Source organism: Amycolatopsis sp. cmx-11-51, from assembly GCF_047608665.1.
Taxonomy (GTDB): Bacteria; Actinomycetota; Actinomycetes; order Mycobacteriales; family Pseudonocardiaceae; genus Amycolatopsis.
In genome coordinates, this window is record NZ_JADNQO010000013.1 from 24,414 (window position 1) to 40,124 (window position 15,711).

At 67.1% G+C, this 15,711-nt stretch carries 12 protein-coding genes; 6 read left to right on the forward strand and 6 right to left on the reverse strand.

From position 1 onward, the window contains the following. Window positions 1-275 precede the first annotated feature (275 nt). The 5 genes from ACM6LU_RS31125 (at window position 276) to ACM6LU_RS31145 (ending at window position 8,203) form a co-directional block, all read left to right on the forward strand. Window positions 276-2,582, forward strand: a complete 2,307-nt coding sequence (locus tag ACM6LU_RS31125; RefSeq protein ID WP_414941379.1) for a PQQ-dependent sugar dehydrogenase — start codon at window positions 276-278, stop codon at window positions 2,580-2,582. Window positions 2,583-2,756: 174 nt separating this feature from the next. Continuing rightward, window positions 2,757-4,577: a hypothetical protein gene (locus ACM6LU_RS31130; RefSeq protein WP_414941380.1), complete on the forward strand. Its 1,821-nt coding sequence runs from the start codon at window positions 2,757-2,759 to the stop codon at window positions 4,575-4,577. A 409-nt stretch (window positions 4,578-4,986) separates the two neighbouring features. Then, on the forward strand, window positions 4,987-5,676 hold the full coding sequence (locus tag ACM6LU_RS31135) for a hypothetical protein (protein WP_414941381.1): 690 nt from the start codon (window positions 4,987-4,989) through the stop codon (window positions 5,674-5,676). Next, a complete protein-coding gene (locus ACM6LU_RS31140) occupies window positions 5,603-5,920 on the forward strand; it encodes a hypothetical protein (protein ID WP_414941382.1) in 318 nt (105 codons plus the stop codon). The genes ACM6LU_RS31135 and ACM6LU_RS31140 overlap by 74 nt, the downstream gene beginning before the upstream one ends. 1,389 nt (window positions 5,921-7,309) lie before the next feature. Further along, window positions 7,310-8,203, forward strand: coding sequence for a dienelactone hydrolase family protein (locus tag ACM6LU_RS31145; RefSeq protein ID WP_414941383.1), 894 nt, complete (start codon window positions 7,310-7,312; stop codon window positions 8,201-8,203). A gap of 51 nt (window positions 8,204-8,254) precedes the next feature. On the opposite strand, the gene ACM6LU_RS31150 is transcribed toward ACM6LU_RS31145, so the two are convergent. Beyond that, complete coding sequence (locus ACM6LU_RS31150) at window positions 8,255-10,564, reverse strand: ATP-binding protein (protein WP_414941384.1); 2,310 nt, start codon at window positions 10,562-10,564, stop codon at window positions 8,255-8,257. A gap of 201 nt (window positions 10,565-10,765) precedes the next feature. On the opposite strand from ACM6LU_RS31150, the gene ACM6LU_RS31155 reads away from it, so the two are divergent. Next, entirely contained in the window at window positions 10,766-11,608 is an 843-nt protein-coding gene (locus ACM6LU_RS31155) for an acetylxylan esterase (protein WP_414941385.1), read from the forward strand. A 278-nt stretch (window positions 11,609-11,886) separates the two neighbouring features. On the opposite strand, the gene ACM6LU_RS31160 is transcribed toward ACM6LU_RS31155, so the two are convergent. The 5 genes from ACM6LU_RS31160 to ACM6LU_RS31180 all read right to left on the reverse strand — a co-directional run bounded on the left by ACM6LU_RS31160 (window position 11,887) and on the right by ACM6LU_RS31180 (window position 15,546). Next, the gene (locus ACM6LU_RS31160) at window positions 11,887-12,075 is read right to left on the reverse strand and encodes a hypothetical protein (RefSeq protein WP_414941386.1); all 189 of its coding nucleotides are present in this window, start codon (window positions 12,073-12,075) and stop codon (window positions 11,887-11,889) included. Window positions 12,076-12,410: 335 nt separating this feature from the next. Next, entirely contained in the window at window positions 12,411-13,301 is an 891-nt protein-coding gene (locus tag ACM6LU_RS31165) for an SAM-dependent methyltransferase (protein WP_414941387.1), read from the reverse strand. Then, window positions 13,268-13,900: a cysteine hydrolase family protein gene (locus tag ACM6LU_RS31170; RefSeq protein ID WP_414941388.1), complete on the reverse strand. Its 633-nt coding sequence runs from the start codon at window positions 13,898-13,900 to the stop codon at window positions 13,268-13,270. The genes ACM6LU_RS31165 and ACM6LU_RS31170 overlap by 34 nt, the downstream gene beginning before the upstream one ends. Beyond that, entirely contained in the window at window positions 13,897-14,979 is a 1,083-nt protein-coding gene (locus ACM6LU_RS31175) for an isocitrate/isopropylmalate family dehydrogenase (RefSeq protein WP_414941389.1), read from the reverse strand. Before ACM6LU_RS31175 ends, ACM6LU_RS31170 begins: the two co-directional genes overlap by 4 nt. A gap of 30 nt (window positions 14,980-15,009) precedes the next feature. Beyond that, window positions 15,010-15,546 carry an EF-hand domain-containing protein gene (locus ACM6LU_RS31180; RefSeq protein ID WP_414941390.1) on the reverse strand — a complete coding sequence of 179 codons (537 nt, stop codon included), beginning with the start codon at window positions 15,544-15,546 and terminating at the stop codon, window positions 15,010-15,012. Window positions 15,547-15,711 lie beyond the last annotated feature (165 nt).

Genomic DNA, 15,711 nt, shown 5'->3' on the forward strand with positions numbered 1-15,711 from the left:
TTCGGACGTTCACCGTTCCGAATCCTCCCCACTCGGCCCCCGCAGGCACCAGAGACATCAAGCCCGGACTACCACCAGCAGAAGGAGAACTTCACCCTGGAGCCATTCGGGGGAATCCGGCGGCCGGTGACCCGCACCCATCCGGCCCCGTTCTCGGCGTGTCCTCAGCGGTTTGTACGCATTTATTCTTGTATCCGTAACAACTTTTGGCTTCCTCGCGCCATACGGGACAGCTGCCGCGTTCTTTCGGTCCCTGCGCAGGAGGAGTTCGTGTGATGAGTTCTCGTCGTTCACCGTTCCCACGAAGATCACGACGCACGCTGGCGGTGGGCGTGGTCGCGCCGCTCGTCGGCGCCCTCGCGGTCGCGCTCGTCGCCGCGGCACCCGCCGAAGGCGCGGTGCCCGCCGGTTTCACCGACACGGTGGCGATCGGTGGGCTCAGCTCGCCGACGGCCACCGCGTTCGCGCCGGACGGCCGGGTGTTCATCGCGGAGAAAAGCGGCCTGGTCAAGGTCTTCGACTCGCTTTCCGACACGACCCCGACGGTCTTCGCCGATCTGCGCACGCAGACGCAGGACTTCTGGGACCGCGGCCTGCTCGGGCTGGCCGTCGACCCCGCTTTCCCCACCAGGCCGTACGTCTACGTCTCCTACACCCTCGACGCGGTGCCCGGCGGTACCGCGCCGCGATGGGGTGACACCTGCCCGACCCCGCCGGGCGCCACCGGCAGCGGCTGTGTCGTCACCGGCCGCGTCTCCCAGCTGACGATGGGTTCGGCTGGCACGGCCGTCAGCGAGAAGCCGCTGGTCACGGGTTGGTGCCAGCAGTTCCCCAGCCACTCGGTCGGCTCTCTCACCTTCGGACCGGACGGCGCCCTGTACACGGGCGGCGGCGACGGCGCCAGCTTCAACTTCGCCGACTACGGCCAGGTCGAAAACCCGTGCGCCGACCCGCCCTCGCCTGCCGGGACGAATCTCACGCCGCCGACGGCCGAAGGCGGCGCGCTGCGCTCGCAGTCACCGCGACGCCCCGCCGGGCAGCCGGTGCTGCTCAACGGCGCGTTGCTGCGTCTCGACCCCGACACCGGTGAAGGCGCACCAGGCAACCCCTACGCGAGCAGCGCCGACGCCAACGCCCGGCGCGTGATCGCCTACGGCGGGCGGAACCAGTTCCGGTTCGGCTTCCGGCCGGGCACCCGCGAGCTGTGGGCGGGCGACGTCGGCTGGGACACCTGGGAGGAGATCAACCGCGTCGCCGACGTCGGTGACGGCGTGGCGGAGAACTTCGGCTGGCCCTGTTACGAGGGCAACGCCAGACAGGCCGGTTACGACGGCGCGAACCTCGACCGGTGCGAGTCCCTGTACACCGCAGGCGGGCAGGCCACGCCGTACTACGCCTACAACCACAACGCCAAGGTGGTGGCGGGCGACCCGTGCCCGACCGGTGGCTCTTCGATCAGCGGCATCGCCTTCGAGTCCGGGAGCAACTACCCCGCCGAATACGACGGCGCGCTGTTCTTCGCCGACTCGTCCCGGGGTTGCATCTGGGCCATGCAGACCGTCGCGGGCCAACCGAGCCCGAGCCGTCTGGTGCCCTTCGTGACCGGCGTCAACGTTCCGGTGCAGGTGCTCACCGGCCCGGGCGGCGACCTGTTCTACGTCGCGCTGGGCAGCGGCGAACTCCGTCGCGTGAGCCATCCCGGCGGTACCAACCGGCCGCCGGTCGCGGTGGCCACGGCGAGCCCGGCGGGCGGACCGGCGCCACTGGCGGTCCAGTTCGACGGCACCGGCTCCACCGACCCGGACGCCGGGGACACCCTGACCTACGCCTGGGACCTCGACGCCGACGGCGCGTATGACGACTCGTCGGTCTCCCGCCCGACCTGGACCTACACTGCGGCCGCCGCCGTCGACGCCGGATTGCGGGTGACGGACTCCCACGGCGCGAGCGCGACCACGACGGTACGGGTGACCGTCGGGACCCCGCAGGGCCTCGATCCGGTGCCGGTCATCGACAACCCGGCCGGCGCGCTGACCTGGTCGGTCGGCCAGACCGTGCCGTTCTCCGGGCGCGCGGTCGATGCCCAGGACGGGCAGCTCCCGCCGTCGGCACTGTCCTGGCGGCTCGCGATCCGGCACTGCGCGACCAACGGCACCTGCCACACGCACAACGTCCAGGACTTCCCCGGCGTCGCGTCCGGCTCGTTCGTCGCGCCGGACCACGAGTACCCGTCGTACCTGCAGCTGACCCTCACCGCGACCGACTCGAGCGGCCGCACCGGCAGCAAGACCGTCGACCTCCAGCCGAAAACGGTGTCACTGGACTTCACCTCCAATCCCGGCCAGGCGATGCTCACCGTCGGCGGAACCCAGCAGCGCACGCCGTTCTCCCGGACGGTGATCGCAGGCTCCACCAACTCGATCAGCGCGGACAGCCCGCAGAACCTGCCTCCGCTCAACCTGAAGTACGCCTTCACCACCTGGGCGCACGGCGGCGCGCGGACGCAGAACATCGTCGCGCCGGGTACGTCGACGACCTACCGGGCGAACTACCGGCTCTGCTGGCTGTTGCAGCCCTGCTGACCCGTCGCCTTCCGTGTCCCGGTCGCTTCTCGCGGCCGGGACACGGAAGGGCGGACAGTCCTTTATGGACGAAAGTGCACGGTAGGCCCGGCGGGCGGATATGACGAGTAGCTTGATCAATCAGTCGCCGACCGTCGAACACCGCCAGGTCCCTACCGTGCGTGGAGTCGCCCAATGCCCGACCCTTGCCTGCTGGCCGTTTCGGCCCGACTGCCGCCTTCCCGATGGTCGACGGCCGAGCTGACGGACGCGGCGGGCGGCCGGTTCAGCGACCGCTTGACCACGATGCTGGGCGGCCTGGGTGTCGAGAACCGGCACTCGGTACTGGCGAACTACCCGGAGGTGCTGTTCGCCGGAGCCGAGCCCGAGGTCGAGGTCGCCGCGTCGGAACTGGCCGCCCGCGCCGCGCGGGACTGCCTGGCGAAGGCCGACGTGGATAGCGCGTCCATCGGCCTGGTGCTCGGTGTCTCGAGCAGTCCCGGGCGATTGCTGCCGAGCCTGGCGTGTGACCTGTTCTCCTTGATACCGGAGATTCCGCGCGAAGCCGTGGCGCTGAGCCTCGAGTACCTGGGCTGCTCGGCCATGGCCAAGGTGGTGGACACGGCGCGCTGGTTTCTCACCGTAGAACCGGACAAACGCGTCCTGGTCTGCTTCCTGGAGGCGATCACCCCGCTCTCCCCTCCGTTGCCCGGCGAATTCGCGCACTTCAGCGAGGTGACGGACGGCGAGCGCCAAAGCACCGTGAACGCGATGCACGGCTTCCTCTTCGGCGACGCCGCGGTCGCGATGCTGCTGGGCGCCGAGGGTGCCGGGCCGACCTTCGGTCCGGTGGCGCACCTGACCAATGAACGGCCGGAGGACGCGGAACTGGGCACCGTACCGGACGGCGGCTCGGACATCCCGGTCGTGTACGGGCGGCGGCTGTACACGCTCGGCCCGGAAGTCACCGCGCGCGGAACGCACTACGCGGTCAGCACCGTGCGGTCGTTGCTGGCAGGCGGAACGAACGGGCTGACGTCGGCTTCCGAGGCGAGCCTGGTGTTCCTGCACACCGGCAGCGGCCGGATCCTGCGCGGGCTGTGCGCCGAGTTCGACGTCGACCCGGCCGGACCGGAAGTCGCGTCCTCGTACCGGATCCCGCGCGAGTACGGGAACACGCTGGGCTGCTCGGTGCCGCTGATGTTCGCCGACCCGATCCGCCGCGAGCCGGGAACCGGGCTGGCGGTCGCGTTCGGGCTCCGCGGTTCTGGTGGACCGGCATTTGCCTACCCACTGGCTTCGATCCACGGTCAGGTACGCCGGGGCGGGGCGCGCCTTGGCTCCGAGACCGACCTGACCTCACGACCCCGACAGCCACCGAAACACCGCCACCGGACTCATCGAGGTCTCGCCGGGATGGGCCGAGTGGCTGGCGGAACCTTTAGACGATCCTGGCCACACGTGCGTAGGCAAATAGCGGCCCGCTCCAACCGTCCTCAGCACTCACGAGACCCGACCTATGCGGTCCTGTCGCGCGGTTGCCCACCTGAAGTACAGGAAGGCCCCCTTCCTTGCGCTAGGCGCAGGGTCCCGGCAAAGTCGGGATCTCGCAGGTCAGGCGGTTATTCGTCGCTGCGTGAGGCTGACGATGCAGGAATGGGGACGGTGAGTGTCCCAAATCCTCCCCACTCGACCCTGGCAGGCGCCAGTGATGCCGAGTCCGGATTACCAAGAGCAGCGCTGACCAGCAGCTCTGCGACTTTGCCTGGACCCTGGCGGAGGCGCGAGGAAGGGGGCCTTCCTGTACTTGGGATCGAGTTCCTTCGGCAGAGCCACGTAAAGGAGTCCTTCAGGGACCGCGATCCTGACTCATCCACCGTACCTAAGACACCCCTGGCTCCAGCCGTCCTTGCCACTCACAAGACGCAGCGCGGTCAGCCACCTACGCCGAGGTCACGAGACCGGATTCGAGGTCGTGCTCGTCTTCCACCTGCGACCGCGACACCATCATCGTGACCAGGTCGAAGATCGGCGTCGCCTCCTTCGGGAAGGAATCCCCCTGCTGGTGCGCGCTTTCGGCGATCATGGCCTGCTACTCCTCAAGAGTGACGACTACATCGACCGTTCACACTAACGGCCGAGCCACGGTGACGGGCCGTATTCGAAGTTTTCGTGCGAGCGAGTCAGCGAGCCGGCGGCTGATGGTGCTCACAGTCCGGCTTCGGACATCTAGCGGCGTTCCGCGGATCCCAGGCCGCGACCATCGACTCATCCCGCTGGGGGAACTGGGCGTCTCGCCGTGCACGCCACACCGAAGCCGGAATCCGCTGCACGAAGTAGACCGTGGACGACCCGGCGCGGCGATCGGCGCTCCGGGCCCGCCGGCCAGGGACCACTCCCCAAACCGGTGTGTTACCAACGGGGCATGCCGCGATCGAAGACTCGGAAAGCCAAGAAGACACGACACCGTCCTCCCCCGAAAGACTCGCGGCGGCCCGCGCACACCCCGCTGGCCGAGGGCGGACTGGTATCGGCCGACGAGGTCGCGAAAACGACGCCCCCGCCACGATTCCCGGCCGATCCTCAGTCTCCCCGCCACTCCGCGGGCGAGCCGCGGGCACTCCGCGACGCCGCCGCGGTCGACGAGCTGTATCACGCGCTGCTGCGTGCGGTGGACCTGCTGAGGAATGGACACGACCCTCAGCTGATGCGGGCTTTCGAGGAAGGGCGCCGCGTGGTGCTCGGACTGCTCAAACCATGGTGGCGAAAGATCTTCCAGCCATCACGTGCCACGTACCTGCACGCTCTGCGCCCGGCGCTCAACGCGCTGAACAAGGAATTGGAGCGCCGCCGTTCGCCTGAGCGCGATCTGCTCGAACGGCGGGCCAAAGCGGCTCCGATCGCCAGCCCGTGCCTGACCACTGACGGATGTGAGAAGTGCGGGACTCGCACCGAACGCCTGCTTCCCATCGTCGAGGACTGCGCGATCGGTCCTCCGCTGGGGTTGCGCCTCGCCTGCGCGACACTGTGCCGGAACTGCAGTGGCACCCCGTTCAAGAACCTGTTCGGACCGGCGGAAATCTCCAGGCGGATCAGGACGCATTCGACCCACTGACCAGTATCGCTGGCGCCGGATCGCCGAGCAGCTGGCCAAGCTGGCACCGCACGAGGGCTGGGCGCCCAAGAAGGCCGGGCACCTGGTCGCCGGGGTCCGCGACCGGCTCGCCAAGGCCGGAGTGCCCGGCCTCACCAAGGAGGAGGGCGGCGAACCGGTGGGCAACGCGCTGAACACTCACCTGATCGGCGAACTCCTGCACTCCGCGACTCTGGACCTGCTCGAACCGCGCGATCGGCTCTGATGTCGCACGAGAAGACTTTGCCGAGAACAGGAAATCAATGAGGATAGGGCCCGGTTTTGGGCTCGTGGCCACTGTGGGCGAACCCGTGGCGGTGGAAGCTGGAGAAGGAATCTCCGAAAGGACATCGGCTACCGGCTGACGTAGCCTCTGACCTGCTGCTTTCCACCATCGTCGAGGTGCCGCGACTCGGCCGCCCCCGTTCCGGAGGCACAGCCGGAATTCGTTCGAGCGACCGTGCTGTCGCCCACACGGGATTCACCTACATGGGGCGTTCCTGGTTCAAGGGTCGGTGAGCGGGCAACCTGGACAAAACCGGTGACCGGAGAAGGTGAGGATCGCGATGACGGCGTGGTGGGGCGCGGCTGGCCTGCTCGGGCTACTCGGCTTTTACGGTCTCGTTCGTTTCCGTCGGCGGAATGACGTTCGACGTGAGGGGCCGGTCGCGGACGTTTTCGCGCGGTATCCCACCGCCTGTGAACCGGCGTTGCCGAATGCCGACGCCGCGCACACCCCGCTGATGATGCCCGCGATCACCCCGGAGACAGTCGCCGACCAGCGGCAGTGGCAGACTCCTCGACCGAATCAGGGCCAGCCACCCAGGCCGGCCCAGCCTGCCCAGCCTGCCGCGGTACCGGCACCGTCCGCGCGACCCCGGCCGGTTGCCGCAGACGCGCGTCCGCCGTCCGAAAGCTCGGTTTCGGTATCACAAGCCGTCCCGAGCCACGAGTCTGCTCCTGCCACGTCGTCGGAAACGAAGAGCCCTGAATCTCGGCCCGACGCTGTGGTGCCGGACCAACGGTCCGCGGAGGCGGGAGCGATCGCCGGAAAACTGGTCTCGGAGCCGCAACCCGACGAGCTGCCGGATACTCAAGGCGAGGTACTGCCCAGGCCCGCGGAACCCGCCTCGCAGAAGCAAAAGCGGTTCCACCCGCGACGCCTGATCGATCCGGTGGTCGATAAAGCCAAGGCAGTTCTCGGACGTGGCTGATCACCACCCATGGTCATGCCCCCGGCGAAGCATCAGATGCCCACACCGCGCGACCGTTTTCGGCACGGCAGTCACATTCAGATAACTCACTGACTCGGCAGTCAGCAGCTATTTTTCTGAACCTACCACCGGGCCCGCCGTTGCTGAACGGGCTGACCAGGGGCACATCGGGAACCAGTTCCCGCATCATCCGGCGGCCGCTCCGGCGAGGAGTCGTCGGCGTCATCGGCCTCGTCATCGACGCCAGAAACATGACCCGCTGACCGATCCGCATTCACGGGGCGATTTTGGGTGCCCGGCCGCGAACTCGGTAATTTCCACGACGTGCGTCCGGTCGCCTTCCCGCTATATCTGGGAGACCGTTCCTGTCCCGGAACGGTTCTTCCGAGAGGACATGCGCAATGATGCGTGGACCATCGTGGGTCGCCGGGGTGCTCGGTGTGGTGACCGCACTTCTTGTGGCGGTACCGGGAATGTCGGGTACGCCCGTCGCCCACGCCGCGTCGGTGGCTGACAGTGAGAACCCTTATGCTCGCGGCCCGGCTCCGACGAAGGAAAGTGTCGAGGCGGCCCGTGGGTCGTTCCTGACCGCGACCGAAAAGGTCCCTGCCGGGCAGAGTTTCGGCGCCGGGACCATTCACTACCCGACCGATACCGGCCAGGGCACCTTCGGCGTGATCGCGGTCGCTCCCGGTTTTCTCGAGTCGGAGGGTGCGGTCGCCTGGTACGGACCGCGGCTGGCTTCCCAGGGCTTCGTCGTCATCACGTTCTCGACCAAGAGCACCTTGGACACCCCGGAGGCCCGGTCCGACCAGCTGCTCGCGGCGTTGCGTTACGTGACGAACACGAGCCAGGCCAAGAACCGCGTCGACCGGGACCGGCTCGCCGTCATGGGCCATTCGATGGGTGGCGGCGGTTCCCTGATCGCCTCCCAGAAGGCACCCACGCTGAAGGCAGCCATCCCGTTGACCGGCTGGAACCCGAAGACGACGTTCTCCGATCTGAAGGTCCCGACATTCGTCGTCAGTGCCCAGAACGACTTCATCGCGCCGGACGGCGCGCATTCACGCCCGTTCTACCAAAGCCTTCCGGCATCGCTGAACAAGGCGTACATGCTGCTGGCGGGAGCCGGGCACATGGTGCCGACGACGCCGAACGTGACCATCGCCAAGTACAGCATCTCGTGGATGAAACGTTTCGTGGACAACGACACCAGGTACGACCAGTTCCTGTGCCCACTGCCGGCGAATGACCCGAAAGTCGCCTCGTACCAGGGGAAGTGCCCGATCGGCTGAGGGTCTGGCCTCGCCTGCGTCAAGCCGCTGTGCCCCTGAACCTCCTCAGGGTCACAGCGGCTCGGCCTTGAAGACGGTGGTCCCCTTCTGTTCGACCCAGACGGCGAGCTGGGTCCGGTTGACGAAGTCGAGCTTGTGCGAGATGTGCTGCAGATGTGTCTCCACGGTGCGCCGTGCGATGACCAGCCGCGACGCGATCTCCCGGTTACTCAGTCCCGCCGCGACCAACCGCGCGATCTCCGACTCGCGCGGCGTCAGTGGCGAAAGTACGGCCGGCGCGCCGGTGGTCAGGTCTTCATCGCGCGCTCGCTGGCCGGTCAGCGCGTCGTGCGGGTCCCGCTGCCGCCCCTCGGCGAACGCGGCGTCGAACTCAACGGTGCCCAGCGCTTTCCGGGTGGCCCGCTGAAATCCCGAATGGGCCACGGAGACTGCCACATCGGGCTCGGCGCCACAACGATCCCAGAGCGTGGCGGCGGTTCCGAACAGTTCCGCCGCGCGGGTCCACTCCTCGCGCCGTGCGGCCACCCAAGCCAGACCGTCCACTCGGTACGCCGCGGAGAGCACGTCGGACCCGCGCAAGTCGATCTCGAGCGCGGCGCGGACACATCGTTCGCCGTGGTCGAGATCGCCGCCGAAGCAGACCTCGGCGACGCCCAGCCCGAACAGCGCCATGGAGCGATACCGATATTCCCCCGCCGCCTCGCACACCCGGCGCATCGAATCCAGCAGTATCCGTGCTCCCGGCAGGTCCCCCCGGTAAGCCATCGCGACGCCCTGGATGAACATCGGATGCATCTGACGCCGCACATCGCCACGCTCGCCGAAGAGCCGCACGGCCTCCGCCGCGTGAGTCATCGAGTTCGGCTCGGTCGACAACATGATCACGAATGCCCGCGCATGGGCGATGTACGGCCGGGCGTCATCGTCCTCGATCGCCTCGGCGGCGATCAAGCGCTGCCGAGCACGGAGCAGGTCCGCGTGCAACGCGGCGCAAAGGGCCGCTATCGCGAGGCCCCTCGCCCGGCCCGGGGCGTCCGGTTCGACCGCGGCCAGTGCGCGATCGATCCAGTCGCTCAGCTCCCAGGCGGCACCGCGGGCCACCCAGTATTCGATCGTCTCCGTGGACATCGCCAACGCCACCGAGCCTTCGCCGGGAGTGCGCAGCGACCACGACAGCGCTTCACGGATATCGGCGTGCGCGGCAGTCAAGCACTCGAACGCCTCGTCCTGCCCCGGCCCGAACCAGGTGCCTGCCGCCTGCCGGATCAGCCGAGCGTAGTGATCACGGTGTTTCTTCGTCACGGCGGGCGCATCACCGGAATCGATGAGCAGCCCGCCGCCGAATTCACGAAGGAGCCGGAGCATTCGATAGCGCACCCTGTCCGTGCCGTCGACGCGGACCAGCACAGACTTGTCGACCAAGCCGTCCACGGTGTCCAGCACGGTCGCGGGGTCCAGTCCCCCGTCCTCTGGCTGGCCGCAGACGTCCTCGACCGCGGCCATATCGAACTGTCCCGCGAACACCGAACACCGCGCCCAGACAGCTCGCTCGGTCGCCGTGCACAGGGAAAGGCTCCACTCGATGGTGGTGCGCACCGTCCGATGCCGCTCGACGGGCATCCGGAGACCTGTGGCCAGCACACCGGAACTCTTCTCGACCCGGTCCGCGATCTGTGACGGCGACAAAGCACGGATACGGGCCGCGGCGAGTTCGATCGCCAGCGGCAAGCCGTCCAGTTGACGGCAGAGCCGCACGACAGGCACGACGTTGCCGTCCGTGACCCGGAACGAGGGCAAGACGCCGGCGGCGCGCTCCGCGAACAGCCGCACCGAGGGAAAGGCGAGCGCACCCTGAGGTGTCGTGGTCTCCTCGGGCGGCACGGCCAACGGCGCGATCGTCAGCACGTGCTCCCCGGCAAGCCCCAGCGAACAGCGGCTGGTGGCCAGGATCACGAGGTTCCGGCAGTCGTGGAGAAGCGCGTTGATCAGCTCCGCGCAACCGGCGAGAAGATGCTCGCAGTTGTCCAGTAACAGCAACGACCGCCGAGGGCTCAGATACGCCACCACGGTGTCCAGATCCGTGCGCCCCGCCGTGTCGTGCAGAGTCAAGCTGTCGGCGACCGTGCGCGCGACGAGACGTTCGTCCCGCAACTCTCCCAGCCCGACGACCACCACCCCGCCGGGGAAATCCCGGGTGAGTGAACTGGTCACCTTGGCGGCCAACCGTGTCTTGCCCACCCCGCCGGGACCGGTCAAGGTGACCAGGCGCTCCGAGCCAAGCAGCCGCCGTACCTCGTTCTCGTCCGCCAAGCGGGCGATGTAGCTCGTCAGCGCTCGCCATGGGACCTCGTTGTCCGTCATCTGTCTCACCGCCCATAAGTGCCGTCGGCCGAACACCTGTGATCAGACATCGAAGCATGCTCGTGAATTCGGCGCCCTCCTCGGGGACGGCACCTGGGTCTACGTAGTTTCGACGATGCGCGTCGCGGCACTTGACCGGCACAGTGTCGCCGACGTGGCTTCAGCGCCACACCCGTGTCCGACGACTCCAGGAACCCCCACATGCGAAAACACATCATGTCGGTGCTCAGCGTGGCTCTGGCATTCGTTCTGGCTGCCCCGGCCGCTCCGGCGCAGGCGGCACCCACTTCCGTCACCGATTCCTACTGGGCGCCGGGCCCGCACACCACGATCAAGTTGCGTGGCGGGCCCGATCACACCTTCTACTATCCGAGCGATCTCACCGCCGGCTCCCGCCATCCGGTCATTCTCTGGGGCAATGGCACCGGCGCGACACCCGACGCCTACGACTTCCTGCTCCAGCACCTGGCCTCCTGGGGATTCGTGGTCGCCGCGGCGAACACCAAAAACGCCGGATCGGGTTCGGAAATGCTGGCGGGGGCACGATTCCTCATCGAGGAGAGTAAACGACCCGAAAGCAGGTTCTACCAAACCATCGACGAAAAGGAAGTGGGCGCGACCGGACATTCACAAGGGGGTGGCGGCGCGATCGTGGCGGGCGCCGACCCGATGGTGACCGTCACCGCGCCGATCCAGCCCGGCCCGCAAGGCGACGTCCGCACGCTGAGGGGACCGAGTCTGCTGGTCGCCGGACAGACGGACACCATCGTCCCGTCCGTCTACGTCCGAGCCAGGTACTACCAAGCCGCCCAGATTCCCGCCGTCTTCGCAGAGCTACGGAACTCCGACCACTTCTTCTCCAACGGCGGAGCGAAACGCCTCGTCGGGGCGATGACCGCGTGGTTTCGATACTGGCTCGCCGACGACCAGCAAGCCGCGCCCCTCTTCTTCGGGCCGAGAGCTTCTTGTGGTCTCTGCCGCCAGAAAGACTCCTGGTCGACGGTCGAACGCAACACCAAGGCCCGGCAAATACAGTCTGAATAACCTTCGCGCGCGAACCGGCGCCACCTCGCGGGCCACGGAATAGAGGATCTCCTCAAGGTACGCGAATGAAAAGTTCTTTACGGTCTTGTAAAAGTCCAACCGGTCGAGTTGGTTATGCGGGGACAACGGAAAATGACGAGGTCGTCGTCGAGCGGTCCAAACCACCGTCAAATGCTCGACTCCCTGGCCGAGCGATACGCATCCGCCTTGAGTGGACCGTTCCGGCGACATTTGACGGCAAGACTGTCGCCACCATGCTCGCCGATACTGACGTCAGCTCACAATTGTGACGACAGCCAAACCGCCATCCATACCAGGCATCCGAGCGCCCCACCGACTCCGAACGCGAGCAGCATCCGCCGGGCGGCGGCGATCTCTCCGGGCCGTCCGACCGTCTCGGTCATCCCGGCTCGTACTGTCGTCATCTCCGTCATGCCGATGAACTTCCCGGACAATCCCCAGTTCACACCCGAACTTCTGCCGCTCAACCGAATGGGTGCTACATCCGTCCCTTCCGCGAACGTCGCGGAAGGTGCGGTGTGCAGTCCGGGCAATGCCTGGAATTACTCTCGTAACCAGCATTCGAAGCCGCCCCAACGAGGGAGGAACATGGGGCTTCGGACCTGCGAAAACAGCGGAAACGCCTGGTCAGGTCTGGTTGATCTTCCTTGACACGGAGGAGGCGATGGCCTTCGAAGCGGTCTCAAGCCGTCCCCCAGCATCGTCCGCTCACTCAACGCGAGCGCGACCGACCCGATCCACCGGTCTCGAAAGCTTGCAGGTGACAGTCGGCAAAGGCGGGTCAAGGTTTGCTCGCGAAGACCCACCTGTTGCTCGCCAGGGCGTCGTCCGGCTCGGGCCGGGGGCCGCGCCCGAACTCGCGGGTGAAGTCGAAGGGTGTCTTGACCTCGGTGATCCACCCTCGGCTCTCGAGGTCTCCGATGGAGTCGGGGCGTGGTTCCCGGTCGAACAGGGTGAGCAGGTCAACCCCGATCCGCTGTTTCGCCGAGGTGTAGACGGCGTTCGCACGTACTTCGGGGCGCTCCACGCCGAGTTTGACCTCGAACGCCAGCGAACTGCCTTCGGTGCTCAGGCTGTCCACGGTGGAGATGAGGCTCCGCTCGGCGGCACTGGACAGGTAGAGCAGCAGGCCTTCGGCCAGCCAGACACTCGGCAGGGCCAGGTCGAATCCGGCGGCGATCAGGGTGGCCGCCCAGTCGCCGCACAGGTCGCCCGCGATCGGTACGCGTCGTATTTTCGTGGTGGCGCTCAGGTCGTCGAGGACGTCCTGTTTGAACCCCAGCACGGGTTCCCGGTCGATCTCGAACAGCACACAGCCCGCGGGCCAGTCGAGCCGGAAGGCCCGCGAATCCAGACCCGCGCCGAGGAGCACGACCTGACGTCCTCCGGCCCGCGCCGACCGGAGAACGAAGTCGTCCAGGACCCGGGTTCGCAGGCCGAAGTAACGCCCGAGCCTGCCCCACAGAGGATCGGCGTCCCCGGCAGGCACCTGCTCCATGCGCAGCGGCCACGGGTCGCAGGTCCGGGCGGCACGCACGAAATGCTCCGCGTAGCCGTCCTTGGCGAGCGAGTCCGGGCGGTGGGTTTCGATCGCACGGGCGGCCGCGACCATGAGCGCGGTCCGGCCGACACCCAGTTCTATCGCGCCGTCGTCGTGTTTCGCATCGGCCAATGCTCCTGCCTTTCGGGCGATGACCACGCTTCCGGGTCGTCGAGGGTGGCCAGACGAGCGCCGTAGACAGTGCTCATGAAGCGCAGGATCGTGTCGTCGGGCAGATGAAGACTCGTCGTGCAGTCGGTCAGGACGGTCACGTGGAACCCCTGCTGGAACGCCGTCCGCGCGGTGGAGTCCACGCAGACGTCGGTGTAGAGACCCGCGAACACCAGATGTCCGACACCGTTGCGGACGAAATGGTCCTCGAAACCGTTGGTGAGGAAGGCGTCAAAGCGCGCCTTCTTGGTGAAGACACGTTCGCCGGGGCCCGGCGAGACCCGGTGGAATTCCGCACCCCAGGTACCTTCCCGGCATTTGGGTCGTTTGCCGAGCGACAAATCCCGGTGCCGCCAGCTCGGTCCCTGATGTTCGGCGTCGCCGTGGAACCGGACGAAGACGACCTCGGTGCCGCGAGCCCTCGCCACGTCCACCGCCCGCACCGCACCGGCCGTCGCCGCGTCCACTGTGGACAGATCGCCCGCATACCCGGCCGCCACCACCGGTCCGGTGCAGAAGTCGTTCTGCAGATCCATGACGACCAGCGCCGTCCCGGTCATCCCTCCACTGCCGAGACGGCGTCGGCGGGCCGTCCGGGTTGCGTCAGCAGGTCCACCACGGCGTCCGTCACCTCCGTAGTCGAGTGAGACCCGCCGAGGTCCGGCGTCGTGATCTCCCGGCGCCCGGCGGACTCGAGAGCGTTCTCCGTGCTCTTGATCGCGCCCGCGCAGCCGGCGTGCCGTTCCGCGATCGCCGCCGCGGCCCGGATGGTCGCCACGGGATTGACGATGCCAAGGCCCGCCAGATCGTCGGCGGAACCGTGGACGGTCTGGTACTCGACCAGCCCGGCGACGTCGGGATGCAGGTGGATGTTCTCGGTGTAGCGGTTCTCCTGCCGTTCGGAGCCCAGCCGGTCCAGCAGGACCACATGCATGATGTCGGCCCATTCGTTGGCACCGATGATCACCGTGTGTCGCGGCAACCCGTGCTCGATGAGGTTGCGGTTGACCGTGTCCGGCTGGGCCAGGGCGATCTCCACGCCGTGCCGTGCCGCGATCTCCGCAACCCAGTCACCGAGAGCGCCGTCGAGCAGATGGAACTTGTAGGCCATCACCACCTGTTCAACCTGCTCATCGGGCCACTGCCGCCGGGCCTGTTCCAGTGCGGCGGCGACCACTTTCCCGGTGATCTCCTTGCTGAACCTCATGGTGCGGTGAACGACACCGGGACCGTGGCTGTTCTCACCGGTATAGAAACCCTGGGCTTCGTCGCGCACCATCAGCAGCGACGAGTCCGGACCCTCGATGAGGTCGACCTTCACTGCCTGCAGGCGCTCGCGGACCAGGTACAACGACTGGGCGTTGATCGCCGTCCGGAAGACGGCGGTGGTGCCCACGAGTGCCTGAGTGCGGCAGAACCGCTCGTAGTGGTCGGCGTCCTGCCGGGTCAATCCGCCGATATCCGCGAAGCCACTTCCTGCGGCTTTGAGGGAGAAGTACGAGTGATACAGCCTGGGCGAGCGCACAATGCGGATGGTTGTCGAAAACGCCTGCCCGAGGGTGGTCAGGACACGTTCGAAGACGTTCGCGAGTTCCGGTCCGGTACCGCGGCCGACGGCCAGTCCGATGGTGGGGTCCACCGTGCTCCTTTCGCTGCTCGGAGGCCGGGTTCAGGCTGTGGGCGCGCCGCTGACCAGGTGATCGCCGGCGATGCCCGTCTTCGTCGGGCTGTAGTAGTCCTTGATCCCGGTCACCCAGGTCGAGACGGTGATCTGGTCATCGGCGGACGGGCCGAAAGCATCGAAGAGCGCGTCGATGTTGGCCCGGTCGAAACCGATCGCCGTCATAAGCGCGTGGAAGACGTGCCGCTCGATGAATCCGTCCCCGTCGGGGTCTCCCAGCGCCGCGAGCGACTCGGCGAAAACACTGATGGTCGAATCGAACCGTTCCGGTGACAGCACGACTGCGGTGTACTCGTCGAAGCTGACCTCGCCGTCGCGGTCGACGTCCAGTTCCTCGGCCAGGGTCCGCCAATACTGCTGGAACGCCGCCCGCATCGCGTCCTTGGCCGCTGCACTGGATTCGGGTGCCGCCTCGACGACATCGATCGCCATGATCTCGAAATCATCGGCTTCGAGATGCCCGTTTCCGTTGCGGTCGAACAGATTGAAGATGAGCGTGACACGTTCGAGGGCATCCGTCTGCATCAAGGAACCATCCTTCACTCGGATCGAAATGGGGAATGGTGAAATACTCGGTCGTGACTATGCCAGCGGCGACGCCAGGGAAAAATACGAAGAACCCGGCCACCACCGTAAAGTGTGGTTTCCCGCCGAAAGCGTCCAGAACGCCCGAAAGCCCGTTGATTCACC